This window comes from Lactobacillus sp. W8172 (genome assembly GCF_016102055.1).
Classification (GTDB): domain Bacteria; phylum Bacillota; class Bacilli; order Lactobacillales; family Lactobacillaceae; genus Lactobacillus; species Lactobacillus apis_A.
Window position 1 is genome coordinate 153926 of record NZ_JACFPG010000002.1, and the last position, 13451, is coordinate 167376.

At 36.8% G+C, this 13451-nt stretch carries 12 protein-coding genes and 1 tRNA gene; 2 read left to right on the forward strand and 11 right to left on the reverse strand.

Annotated features, from left to right (window positions below; translation table 11 throughout):
- Window positions 1–253 precede the first annotated feature (253 nt).
- Window positions 254–754, forward strand: coding sequence for a methylated-DNA--[protein]-cysteine S-methyltransferase (locus H3R21_RS04285; protein ID WP_370628085.1), 501 nt, complete (start codon window positions 254–256; stop codon window positions 752–754).
- Here H3R21_RS04285 and H3R21_RS04290 read toward each other — a convergent pair whose 3' ends face one another.
- From H3R21_RS04290 to H3R21_RS04340, 11 genes are all read right to left on the reverse strand, one after another.
- Window positions 755–1408: an HD domain-containing protein gene (locus H3R21_RS04290; RefSeq protein WP_198183257.1), complete on the reverse strand. Its 654-nt coding sequence runs from the start codon at window positions 1406–1408 to the stop codon at window positions 755–757.
- A gap of 25 nt (window positions 1409–1433) precedes the next feature.
- Window positions 1434–1506: transfer RNA gene (locus H3R21_RS04295), tRNA-Thr, on the reverse strand.
- Between the two features lie 57 nt (window positions 1507–1563).
- Window positions 1564–1887: a heavy metal-binding domain-containing protein gene (locus H3R21_RS04300; RefSeq protein ID WP_046307748.1), complete on the reverse strand. Its 324-nt coding sequence runs from the start codon at window positions 1885–1887 to the stop codon at window positions 1564–1566.
- 109 nt (window positions 1888–1996) lie between these two features.
- Window positions 1997–2386 (reverse strand): NUDIX domain-containing protein, encoded by a 390-nt coding sequence (locus tag H3R21_RS04305; RefSeq protein WP_198183259.1) that lies wholly within the window; start codon window positions 2384–2386, stop codon window positions 1997–1999.
- A gap of 100 nt (window positions 2387–2486) precedes the next feature.
- A complete protein-coding gene (tyrS, locus tag H3R21_RS04310; RefSeq protein WP_198183261.1) occupies window positions 2487–3752 on the reverse strand; it encodes a tyrosine--tRNA ligase in 1266 nt (421 codons plus the stop codon).
- 265 nt (window positions 3753–4017) lie between these two features.
- A complete protein-coding gene (locus H3R21_RS04315; protein WP_198183263.1) occupies window positions 4018–6993 on the reverse strand; it encodes an LTA synthase family protein in 2976 nt (991 codons plus the stop codon).
- A 40-nt stretch (window positions 6994–7033) separates the two neighbouring features.
- Window positions 7034–7651, reverse strand: a complete 618-nt coding sequence (locus tag H3R21_RS04320) for a glycerol-3-phosphate acyltransferase (RefSeq protein WP_198183264.1) — start codon at window positions 7649–7651, stop codon at window positions 7034–7036.
- A 19-nt stretch (window positions 7652–7670) separates the two neighbouring features.
- Window positions 7671–8768, reverse strand: a complete 1098-nt coding sequence (locus tag H3R21_RS04325) for an LCP family protein (protein ID WP_046307758.1) — start codon at window positions 8766–8768, stop codon at window positions 7671–7673.
- A 100-nt stretch (window positions 8769–8868) separates the two neighbouring features.
- Window positions 8869–9435: an aldose epimerase gene (locus H3R21_RS04330; protein WP_046307760.1), complete on the reverse strand. Its 567-nt coding sequence runs from the start codon at window positions 9433–9435 to the stop codon at window positions 8869–8871.
- 336 nt (window positions 9436–9771) lie between these two features.
- Window positions 9772–10059, reverse strand: a complete 288-nt coding sequence (locus tag H3R21_RS04335) for a type II toxin-antitoxin system HicB family antitoxin (RefSeq protein WP_046307762.1) — start codon at window positions 10057–10059, stop codon at window positions 9772–9774.
- A gap of 247 nt (window positions 10060–10306) precedes the next feature.
- Complete coding sequence (locus tag H3R21_RS04340; protein ID WP_198183266.1) at window positions 10307–11752, reverse strand: MFS transporter; 1446 nt, start codon at window positions 11750–11752, stop codon at window positions 10307–10309.
- A 410-nt stretch (window positions 11753–12162) separates the two neighbouring features.
- Between H3R21_RS04340 and hflX the strand changes: the two genes are divergently transcribed.
- Complete coding sequence (gene hflX / locus H3R21_RS04345) at window positions 12163–13428, forward strand: GTPase HflX (protein WP_198183268.1); 1266 nt, start codon at window positions 12163–12165, stop codon at window positions 13426–13428.
- Window positions 13429–13451: the final 23 nt, after the last annotated feature.

Genomic DNA, 13451 nt, shown 5'->3' on the forward strand with positions numbered 1-13451 from the left:
AACAACCTTTTTGATTTTGTCAAATTAGCGCTTGGCTCTTAAACCATCGAGCTTTGTATATGACAAGGAAAATTTTTTCAACTTTTTTACTTGTGTTATGTTTATTAAAAGTAGCTTTTGAAAAAATGAGCTTTTAAGTTGTTCGCTATTAAAATAAATTAGTGCACGCTAAAATGAATAATATAATGCGCAAATAAAAACCATCCGGTGAAACCGCATGGTTTTCATAATTTATTAGTATGGAGTGATTAAAGTGTTACATCGTGCCAGTTTTCAATCTAAATTAGGTGACATGATCTTACTTAGTGATGAGGAAGCCTTACTAGGTTTATGGTTTGCAGATCAGAATTTTTTCGGCGCAAACTATCAGTTGGATCAAGCAGATGATGTTCAAAATAATCCACTTAAGCTAACTCTTCGCTGGCTCAATGACTACTTTGCTGGTTTGAAGCCAGACCCTTTTGCCATTCCAATTAGACCAGAAGTCACAGCATTTAGAAAAGCAGTTTATTATGAATTGCAAAAAATCCCTTATGGCGAAACAACCACTTACGGTGAACTCTCTGACAAACTACAAGCAAAACAAGCAGTCAAAACAAATAAAGCACGCGCAGTTGGTGGTGCAGTTGGACATAACCCAATCACACTAATCGTTCCATGTCATCGCGTAATTGGCAGTGACGGCTCATTGACTGGATACGCTGGTGGAATTGAACGTAAGAAGGCGTTACTGCAATTCGAACGCCAGAATTAGTTAAACATTCCACTCGTCCATAAATTCTTGAACAAAAGCACGCATGAAATCAGTCCGCTTGTGTGCTTCTTTTTTGCCACCATCAGTATTCATTAAATCTTCTAGTTGGAACAGTTTTTCATAGAAGTGATTAATGGTGGTTTCAGTGTGTTCACGATACTGATCGTGGCTAACCAGTTTTTCAGGCTTAATCTTTGGATCATAAATCACATTACCGTGAGCACCGCCATAGGTAAACGCGCGCGCAATTCCCATTGCACCCAAGCTCTCAATGCGATCAGCATCTTGAACATATTCACCAGAAACTGGTAATTGATAATGGTGTTCAATATTTTGTGAAAACGACATATGCTGAATGGTAAACAGAATATCCTTTACTTCAAGCTCACTAAAGCCAGCCTGTGGTAGCAAGTACTTAATTTGCTCAACAACTTGCTCAGGATCCGCACAGATCTTTTCATCAATCGTATCGTGTAAATACCCTGCTGTCTGAATAATCGCCACCATGCGGCTGTCTGCAGGCGCATCAGGATTATCCTGTAAATATAATTGGCTAGCTAAGTGGGCCACACGCTGACCATGATAAAAATCGTGGCCTGTCTTTTCACCTTCTAATTGCTTTTGAACAAAATCGATTACCTTTGTTATTTCCATTTTAATCACTCCTTTTTTAGTCTTAAGCCGCTTCCCAGATTTGAACTGAGGACCTCCTCCTTACCACGGCGGTGCTCTACCTCCTGAGCTAAAGCGGCAAATTAATTTTAACAAAAAAGCACCCACCTTAGTTAGTGGATGCTAAATTTAATTATTTACTGTACGAACTTAACTGCTGTACCGTATGCAACTACTGACTGCATGTCACCGCCAATTGTACCTGAGTCAAAACGCATCATCACGATTGCATCGGCACCTTTTTCTTCAGCTTCTTGACGTAAGCGTTCAAGAGCTTGCTCACGAGATGTTTGTAACATCTTAGTGTAGCTACGGATTTCTCCACCCACCATTGATTTTAAGCCAGCGCCAAAATCTTTAAAAGCATTTTTAGATTGAGTGGTTAAGCCAAAAACTTCACCAATAATCTCATACTCTTTACCAGGAATATTTTCCGTAGTAGTAACTAATATTTCAGACATTTCTTTTCCTCCTAAAACGGGGTAATTTATAGCAATAAATAATTATTGCCTTAAATAGATTATGAATTATAGCCTGATATTTTGTCAAATATTGCTTAAAAGTATCATATTATTTGATAGATTCTAAAAGCTGTTTAGCAATTTCTGGTGGCATTAAATTAATTGTAGTGAGATCTTTTAAGCCAACCCAAGCCGGCTCGTAAATATTTTTAGTGCTTGAGCGTTCTTTTTCTTCCCCACTAATTCGAGGTACTTTAATTTGCCCAGCTTGGGCTAAAAAGATAACCTCATTGTCAATTTCAAACAATCGCTTAAGTTTTTCGGGTAACAACTTAATTTTCAGTTCTTCATTGATTTCTCTAATTGCGGTTTCAATTGGCGTTTCCTGGTTTTCTGCACCGCCACCAGGAATGACCCAATAGTCGCGCTCGTTTTTCAGCCTGTGAATTAATAAAATAGCTTTTAATTCCGGATTATACAAGACAACTCGTGCTCTCATTTTTAGCCACCTTATTTTTAATTTCCACTATTTAACATCTGATTTTTTCACTTTATAAAAAAAGTCTGATACATAATGTACCAGACTTTTATTCATATAACTAGTCTTTGATATTAACCAAAGTATATTTTCTCTTTCCTTTACGGACAATTACATACTTACCGTCAAATGCTTTTGCTGGATCAACTTCAAAATCAACTGATTGTTCACGGTCACCATTAATGTAAATTGCACCGTTTTCAACATCTTCACGTGCTTGACGCTTAGACGATTCGATTTTGGTATCAACTAAAAAGTCAACAATATTCTTAGCAGCCGATCCTGACTCTGCGGTTGGTGCGCTCTTTAATCCCTGCTCAATTTGCGTAACAGTTAAGTCTTTGACATTACCAGAGAATAGAGAGCCTGTGATCATTTCTGCTTCAGCCAATCCCTCTTCACCGTGAACAAACTTGGTTACTTCCTTAGCTAAAGTCTTTTGCGCTGTTCTCTTCCATGGCTCAGTCTTAACTTGTTCTGCTAACTCATCAATTTCTTCATGACTTAGGAAAGTAAAGTACTTCAGGTACTTAACTACATCACGATCGTCTTGGTTAATCCAGAATTGGTAGAACTCGTAAGGACTGGTTTTTTCTGGATCAAGCCAAATTGCTCCACCAGCTGATTTACCAAATTTAGTTCCATCAGCTTTAAGCATTAATGGAATAGTTAAACCAAATGCTTCACGATCAGATCCCATCAACTTATGAATAAGGTCAATTCCTGCTGTAATGTTGCCCCACTGATCACTACCACCGATTTGCATCTGTACACCGTGGTTTTTGTTTAATTGGTAAAAATCAATTGCTTGCAAAATCTGGTATGAAAATTCAGTAAATGAAATCCCATTTTCCAAGCGGCTGGCAACAACATCCTTGTTAATCATGTTGTTTACTTGGAAATGTTTACCGTAATCACGTAAGAAGTCGATTAAGCTTAGCTTGTCTAGCCATTCTGCGTTGTTAACAATTTCAAAGTTATCAGTACCAAACAGCTTCTCCATTTGTTTAGTCAAAGCAATTTCATTTTGATGAAGCTTTTCAGCATCAAGTAAAACTCTTTCGGTACTACGACCTGATGGGTCCCCAATTGTACCAGTACCACCACCAATAACAATTACTGGATGGTAACCAGCTAATTGGAATCTCTTTAAAATCATAAAGGGGATTAGGTGGCCAATGTGAAGTGAATCACCAGTTGGATCAGTGCCACAATAGAGTGCTAAGTCATCATGTTCTTCTAAGTACTTAGCTAATCCTTCTGCATCTGTCTGCTGGTTAATTGCTCCACGCCATTTTAAATCTTCTAAAATATCAAAGTTTGCCATCTTTTTCCTCCAATAAAAAAGTCCCCGGATTTCCTAAGAAATCCAGGGACGACTAAATTACTTTTTTAGCCGTGGTACCACCCACGTTTGCGCTTGTTAGCGCCTCAGGTTCGGTTTTTAGCGGAACCACCCGATGTGTATTTCGCGAAACTTCAGCCTGCCTAGCTTACACCAACCGCTAGTTCTCTGAGCACTGAACTGAAGCGCTACTTAAAATATCTAAATGAATAATACTCATTTTTTTCTAATAAGTCAATACCAGATACTACTTATAGAAGCCCTTAATTTGTAAACCATAAGCTTTACCAGCAGTCATATCATATTGGATAGTTTCGTAATCAGCCAAGAGATCTTGTTGTTCCTTGGTTAAGTACTGAGGTTCAATTACTTGTCCCTTACGTCCAATTAATTCATAACCCTTATCACCCTTAAAGTTAATTGTAATTGCAGGCAATTTCTTATGAACTTCAGTAAGGAGTGCTTGGTATGGTGTAACCTTTGAATCAGTCTGCTCAAGCATCATCGCAATAAAGTCACTTGAACTTACGAAATTGTTAGCTTTACGTGGTAAATGCGTTTTGGCACCATGTTCACGAGCATACTTATTCGAGTAAATGAAGTAACGAGTTGAGTGCATCTCAACTGGATACTTGGCAGTGTAACTCTGTGAAATAATACTTGGATAGTGGTCACCGTAGAAGACTAGCGTGATTGGCTTCTTGATCTTATCAATTTGTCCAATAAATTGTTTAACTGCCTTATCAGTGTATTGCGTTCCCTTAACATATGTCGCCATTTGCTCACGAATTGCTGGCGTATTGAATAAATCACCCGAGATTTTACCCATATATTCGTTATGTGGATACCAATTGTTGTATGGCATGTGGTTCTGAATCGAAATTAGATTAATAAACTGACCGTCTTTACGCGAATTGATTTGCTGCAGTCCATTAGCATAAGTAGTAAAGTCGGAGTTATAGCCACTCTTGCCAAGTTTCTTTTGATCAATAACTTTATACTTCGAACCAGTGTAGACAAACTTATCAAACTTAAAGCGACGATAGTCTTCACGTCTAGAGTAGTATGTCCCAATAAATGGGTGAATAGCTGACTTATAATCAAAGTTCATCCCGATTGTTGGATAGAAGTTATAGTTAGGAACAACCTGAACGTATGGCGTTAAAGTAGACTTAAACAATCCCATGTTCAAACCAGTCAAGGTTTCCCATTCCATGTTAGCCGTACCACCACCGTAGCCGGCACTAAGCATTGTACCGTATGAAGAACGTGACTTCATTGATTCAATAAACTTAACTGGATTTGGTGCGGACTGCTCTATCTTAATAGTTGGAAAAGTATTCGGATCAGCAAAACTTTCACTTAAGTTAAAGACAATCGTTTGATCACTAAGTTTATTCTTTCTGTTCTCATTGATCTTGTTAGCAACTTTAGCGTACTTATCATTCAACTGTTTGATAGTCGAAGCAGAGTAGCCTGTCGCTGGCTGATCCATAATTTGCAAGTCAATATAGTTTAAGAAATTCAGAACTGGTCCGTTAACCTGGATATCACGTTCTGGGTTTCTAAACCGTTGTCTATTATCAAATCCACGATTAATGTGGTAAATAACTCCACCATCATGGTTAAAGCGAAATGGTGTCATGAATAGCGCTAAACTCAATAGTGCCCAAATACCACGTTTTTTCCATGAGCCGCGTTTCTTAATTGGAAACTTGATTTCCAAAAAGATATCCAGCGCAATCACGATTACAATTGCAACTAGAATAGCAATAACTGTTGTTTTACCAATCATTGGCAAAAGCGTCTTCCAGTTAACAATCTCACTGATTTCTGTTGGGTAAATTGGTTCACCACGAAGAAGCAGTTTAATCTTGTTGGCAATGGCCCAACCGATTCCAATTAGGCTGACTAGCACATTGGATGTCCAATAACGTGTAGTCACAAAGTAGAAAATTGAAAACAGTGCATCAAGAAAGATTGTTGTTAAAATCATGGCAAAGAACTTGGTGCCAAGTAAGTAAACAATTGCATTGATTGTCGCTGCCGTACTGATTTGGATTCTTAAGTTATCAGATTCAATTAAAAATGAACCGAAACTCAAAATATAGAACCAAGCCCATGTGAGAAGGTTAACCCTGTTGGTGACAATGAATTTAACAACTTTTGCCCAGACCTTCTCACAAATTTTCGCTAAATTAGTTTCATGATCTAAGTACTTAATAGTCTTAGTAACTGGCTTAAATTTGAATAAATACCGCTCAAGCACCATATCCCAAATTGCAGCAGCAAGCAGCATGACAACAATCATGATTAGCTTGTTAGCAACAGATGAGCCAGTGAAACGGAAATCGTTCATGAATCTAGTCGAAATTGGCGCATCCATGAACATGATTACTGGGATAAAGTAACGCATTTGCTTCTCATTGAAGGTCATAATAACCTTTTTGAACAATAAGAATGCTGCTAAGACCATCAGGAGCATAAATGGTGAAGATGGATTGTTCAAAAATTCTCTGTTCCAGTCACCACCACCGTTGCCGGAAATGATTTGTGACCAATAGACAGCATCAAAACCAGAAACACCGATTACAACAACAAAGAATGAAACAATTCCGCTAAATAAAGCTAGACCAAAGAGCTTACCTTTTACCTTAACGCCAGCTAAAAACATCCCCCACGCAAAGAACAAAACAAGGTATAAACCATAGAGTGAATATTGGAAGGATAAGTTTCCGGCACTCAAGGCAAAGCCAAGAAGACTTAATAAGCTAAGTACTAGTAAGTTTTGCTTTTTAGTCAGCTTATGTTGTAAGTCATAAATCTGTGGTTGTGCCAGTAAACTGAAAAACAAGCCAGAAAACAAAACCGAGGTACTGGTAATAATTGGGAACAACACCCCCCAAACACGCCACATATTAAAGCGTGCAGGTACCTTAATGAAAAATAGGATGTAATAAACAACTAGCGTAACAAAAGCCATCAGCCAGTACTTAAAGCTTTCACTCACACTCTGCTTTTTCCTGCTATAAACTGCACCAAAAACCATTGGTACAATCATCATTGTTGCGTTATGCATCATGTTAGGCATAAAACGCACGAATGAGTAATGCGCTCTCGCAGCAACGCCCTTCAAACTATACATTTGAATTAACATAAAGAGAGTTGCTACTAATATGCAAATCGCCTGCACGACTTTTAACGATTTTTTATTTTTATTCATGTTGCTAGTATCTGTCCTCACTAAAAAATGATGCTATCAATCACTGCATTTTTATACCCAACTTTTTCTTAATTGAGTATAAAATATCTACTTTTTTTCCTTTTCCAGTAAAAAAGTCCCGTAAATCATATCTAAATTTAAAAGTCATGATCAAGGTAATAATTAATAATACAATGCCAGCTTCTCTGAGTTTAGTCAATTCGTATAGACTAAATAATAAAATAAAAACTAACGGCGGAACCGTTAAGTTTTTAAGAATAATAGTCAAAATAAGTGCAATTAAAAGCGTTACTGCCGCAGCTTTAACATCATAAATAGCCGCTAAAATGACAGCAACTGTTACTCCTTTGCCACCTCGAAAATAATCCCAAAAAGGAAAACAGTGTCCTAAAATTAGCCCTAAACCTGCATAGGTCAACATTACCTTTTTTCCTAAAAAATAGTGTACAAGTAGTAAGCAAATTAGTGTTTTTAAAATATCACCAATGCAAGTAATTATACCCCATTTTTTACCAAAAACGGCACCAACGTTAGCAGTTCCCGGGTTCCCAGATCCAACTTTAGTCGGGTCTTGATGTAGCCAGAAACGACCCACTAGCATGGCAAATAAAATACATCCGAATGCATAGCCGATTAAAACGGCAAGCAGTCTCGTCATTAATCGTCACCTTCTTTTATTATTGTCCTTCATAATCACTAAAGATATTATAGTCCTGCGTTGCAAGATTAGTGAAATCAAAGCCGAGTTCCTTATTTCGCTTGTTTTGGTAAGTTTCATTATTATCAACCTTTTTGGGACTTAAGCCTAATTCAGCCCGAAGATAGTCAGAAATTCGTTGAAGCTCTTCAGTTGACTGAACTTGATAAGATGCACCATCAACCATTGCGTTATGCCCATGAAGATAGTCATTTTTAACATTCTTAGTCGAGCTGCGGTAATTAAAGGCAATCTCCTTCAATGAATCAAATGGTAAATTAGTTTTAACATTGCCAGAAATTGAAGTTAGAACCGAATCAAGCTGTGTCAATGTGTTTAATGAAACGGCCTTTTTAATAAGCGTCGTAATGACCTGTCTTTGCCGTTCCTGACGGCCATAGTCACCCTCAGGATCGTCGTAGCGCATCCGTGAATATGCAAGGGCACCGCCGCCACCCATATGAGTCAGCTGTCCTTTCTTGAAAACATAACCACCATATTCAAAGCTAAGCGTAGGTCTGACATTTATTCCACCTACATAGCGAATAAGACGCATGATACCTTTCATATTAACTAGAGCATAATATTTAATCGGTACGTTAACAAGTTCAGAGACACTGTCCATTGCCATCTTAGCACCACCTATTGGATAGGCAGCATTGATTTTTTCGACTTGGAACTGCTCAGCACCAACCATTTGGGCCATTGTATCGCGGGGAACAGACACTAGTGAGTAGCGCTTTTTTTGTGGATTAACAACTGCAATGATAAGCGTATCAGTATTGCCAATCTTTTCCTTACGGTCAAGTGCTCCAGTATCAGTTCCCATTAGTAAGACAGCAAACTTTTTCTTGCCATTAAATTCGCCGTTTTTTACTTGAACATGCGTATTATTATCATAGGTATTGTCTACCGCATTCTTAGTTTTAAAATAAACGTAAGACGAGTATGCAGCAACACCAGCAGCTATGAGAAAGATAAGTCCACATAGCCATGCTATCAATTTCTTCTTTTTGTTGTAATCTTTTACATGTATTTCTACCCGGCTCTTGTCCGGATGATTATGATTGTGATCCATATTCTTTTACTTACCTAATTTAAATACAATGAACACATTATAACAAAAAAACAAACCATCTGTGGTTTGTCTATATTATCTTATTAAAATCATTAATTATCTAGCTTAACGTCAAAGTTAGCGTGAATTCTTCATCACTATCACCTTCAAGTGTTGCTTTATCAAGTAAAGCAACAACTTGCTGGTCTTTAACATCTAAGTCAAAACTTGATGAGGCAAGTTTTAATTTAACTTCATCATTACTTAACTCAATCTCATTCACATTTCTATTTTTAACCCAGCCCTCAATAATCGGCAATGTGAACATCACTGTGAAAGGCATTTCTTTATGTGAATTATTTTTGAGATAATACTTAATATCGATTCGGTTGCCTTCAAGAATATAGGTTAAAATCACTTCAAAATGATACGGAAACTTTTTATAGCTTTCACCATCATCAATTAAGGCCAAACTGACCCGCGAGTCTCCTTTATCTACAACTGTCCAAGGTAAGAGCTTCGCCCAATTTTCACCCTGGCCGTCACCTAAAAAGGTAACTCCTAATTTCTTTTGCATGTCGCCATCTTTGAAATAATCAATTTGATCATGTTGAGATACAAAATTAACTAACTTTGCATCCTTTTCATCGACAGCAGCACGCAAAATAGAACTTTCTATTGTTTGCATAGCTTACTCCAAACTTTCTCCCTTATAGAAAATAGCATGTAACTGACACTAATGTCAATTCGAGCTTAGAATCCCGCTTTTAGCTAAGTTTAACTGAGAAATTCATTGTTCAAGGATTATACTACAAAACTAATATCAGTTATATTAAAAAGATCGGTTAAGCTTTTACTGCAAGCGCTCAATCACCTTTATCAACTGATTTTTTAAAAAAATCAGCCTAAATTATTAGCAAATTTCGTTATAATATACTATAATACTATTGTTCCCGAGAATATAATTAGTTTTTGGAACAAGTTAATAAGAAAGAGCACCTCAAGCAACTGGGGTGCTTTTTTGTTATATCTCGTAATTCATCCGATCGTGAGATGCTTCTGTCAAATCTGCGGAAACTGGTGCAACAAAGGATCCATCATCAGGAAGCTCTATTTCACTTGCTTTACTGCACTTCGGCAAATCTGCTTTATTGTACAGTCTGCTTGCCAAAGTATCAGCAGCCATCTTCATCGCTTCTCGAAGACCTTCACCTTCTGTGATACCACCTTTGATATCTGGAAAGTGAATCACATATACATCATTTTCTAGTGGCTTAAAAATTGCTGGATACGTAACAATTCGATGATCCATTTACCCAACCTCCCTATTGTTTAGTTGTAGTTCATAGCTTTTCCTTTAATACCATCATATACCCAAAAACGGCGAAATAAGAAAAAATTATGAAATTTTTATTTATTCTTTTGTTTTATATTGGCCGCTTTTCTCAATTAGAACATTGTTAAATAAGGCCTTCACAATGTTCTTTTGCTTAATGTACAAAGAAAAACGTTATTGCTAACAATGCAATAACGTTTTTTAGTTTTATTTTAATAATAGATCACTTAGCTGCTTTTTCGTCTTTTTTAAATAGACGCCAGCCACTTAAAACAACAGTTATTAAACAAATAATCATTGAAATAATAAATACAACATGCATACCGTAAATAAAAATTTCCGGTTGCTTAGGTAGGTATTCAGTCACACGTGCTCCTTTTGCATGACTCATTGCCGCAAACAAGATTGTTGTTGCACTTGAAATACCAATTACCATCCCGAGGTTACGTGAAAGCGAGTTAATACTTCCAGCAACCCCAAGATTCTTTTGTTCTACTGAACTCATTACTAACGAGTTGTTTGGTGAACTGAAAATACCACTACCAAGTCCCATAATTGCGATACTAATAATAAATAGCCAGATTGATGAGTGCAAATTGCATAGCGAGTATCCAATTTGACTAACTAGTAATAATACTAAACCAATAAAAGTAATCAATTTTGGTCCAATTTTATCTGAAAGTGTACCCGCAACTGGAGCAGCAAATAATTGAACTACAGGTAAAATCATTAAGATAATACCAGCTTGACTTGGTGCCAAGTGTAACGCATTTTCTAAATAGAATGGCGTTACCACATTAAAGAAAAAGTTTGTAATAAAAATTAACAATGCACACAACAAACTAACTGAAAAGTCTGGATTCTTGAACAAATTGAATTGTAATAATGGATTGGTTGTATGATTTTCAGTATAGACAAACCAAATGAAACTAATTAGTCCAATTATTAACATTGTTAAAACTGGTACAGAAGTAAAACCTAATTGTTGGCCTAAGAAGATTCCACCAAATAAAGTAATCATCCCTAGTGCAAAACCAAATGAACCCTTCTTATCCAATACTGCATTGGTAAAAGTAATATCTTTTGGTAGGAAGATTGCGCCAATAATTGCAGCAATAATGCCAACAGGAACATTCAACCAGAAAATGTATGACCATGACAAGTGACTCAAAATTAGGCCACCCAAGCCAGGACCAGCAATTGAACCTAAGGCAACAAATGAACCAATTGTTCCTAGCGCTTTCCCACGTTCAGTTGATGGGAAAATTTCAGTAATAATTCCATTATTAGTTGCCATTGTCATTGCGGCACCAAACGCCTGAATTGCACGTGAAACTAACAAAAATACCAGATTAACTCTAAATCCCGATAAAAGTGAACCAGCAATAAAGAAGATGGCACCTAGACGGAAGATTTTAATTTTTCCGTGAAGATCACTCAATTTACCGAAGAATAGAATAAAACTACAAACAACAATTAAATATAATGAAACAACCCATTCGGACTGACTCATCGAAATGTTCAAATTTTTACTAATAACTGGTAAAGCGATATTAACAATCGTTCCATCTAAAGTTGACATAAAGGTAAATAACCCGACTGCCACTAAGATCCACCATCTATTTTTTTGCACTTTTTCGTCAGTCTGATAACTCAAAGCTTGTGTCATTTTTACAGATCCTCTCAATTTTCAAAATTTAGTTAGGTACCTTAATGAGTTAAATTATACTCTTATTTTCTTTTGTGCCAAGTAGAAAAATAAGTCAACTTCACTTTTTGTGTGAACGTTTAAAATAGCGCTACTGGTTCTTACTTGCCTATGTGCCTGATGAAGCAACCAGAGTTAAAAACTAAGGCTGTTGGCGAAACAACTTAACTTATATATACCAAAACCTGGATGTAAGCTTAAAGCATCTAGGTTTTCATTACCGAGATTTATCATCTTTGTAAACCCAAACATTTGTATTACAATTAAACTAACCTAATTAAAGAAAGAAGATAGCAATCATGTGGATTATTAAAATTAAAACAGCGAATATTAAATAAACAAACTAAAGATTTACGTAGAAAGAGGAACAAATGATTGATAATACCCCTCGTAAAGTTAAAGCTTATCTCGCCGGCATTAATTTAGATGATTCGAATTTTGATTACTATATGACCGAGCTTGCTAACTTGGCTCAAGCTGCCAATATGGAAGTTGTCGGACAATCAAGACAAAACTTAGAGCACGTGGTTGCAGGAACTTATTTTGGTCTGGGAAAAATCAATGAAATAAAAGATATGGCACATGGTTTAAAAGCTGAAGTGCTTGTTTTAAATGATGAGTTATCCCCAGTGCAGATTCGCAATTTAGAAAAAATGACAAAATTACGTGTTATTGACCGCACTGAACTTATTCTAGAAATTTTTTCAAGTCGTGCTCGTACAAAACAGGCTAAACTGCAGGTCCAGTTAGCTCAGTTAGAGTATGAATTGCCGCGATTGCACCCGTCAGAAAATAATTTAGATCAGCAACGTGGCGGTGGTTTTGCCAACCGTGGTGCTGGTGAATCAAAATTGGAATTAAATCGAAGAACAATCGGCAAGCAAATTACGATAATTAAAAAAGAACTTAGCGCTATTTCTGGGCAAGAAGAAATCAAAGCAAAACGCCGCAACCAGACTCATATTCCCAAAGTTGCTTTAGTCGGTTATACAAATGCTGGTAAATCAACTACGATGAACGGCTTACTGGAAGAATTTTCTAAAGAAAATGACGAAAAGCAAGTTTTTGTTAAAGACATGCTATTTGCAACACTGGATACTAGCGTACGGCGAATTGAGCTAAGTAATAACTTCAGCTTTATTCTTTCTGATACAGTTGGCTTCATTTCTAAATTGCCACACAATCTAATTGAATCCTTTAAGGCAACCTTACAGGAAGTTAAGGATGCTGATTTATTGATTAACATTGTTGATTCGTCAGATTCAAACATGATTCAAATGATTCGAACCACACAGAATGTTTTGAGCGAAATTGGCGTTAAGGATGTGCCAATGATTACCGCATATAACAAGGCCGATAAAACCGATCGAAATTATCCGCAAATTGAGGGCAGCGGCATTTTATATTCAGCAACTGATTCTGAATCGATTAAGCTGCTCGCCCAATTAATTACTAAACGTGTTTTTGCAAGTTACCGAAAAGTTAATTTAGTTGTGCCACTGGCTGATGGAAAAGCATTGGCTAACCTACATGAATACGCACAAATTATTTTGGAAGAATATAAAACTGATGGAGTCCATGTAACAGCCAGATTAGCTCCTGAAAAACGGGCTCAGTTCCATCAATATATTGTTTAGAAAACACAAAAAGGTCACGCAAA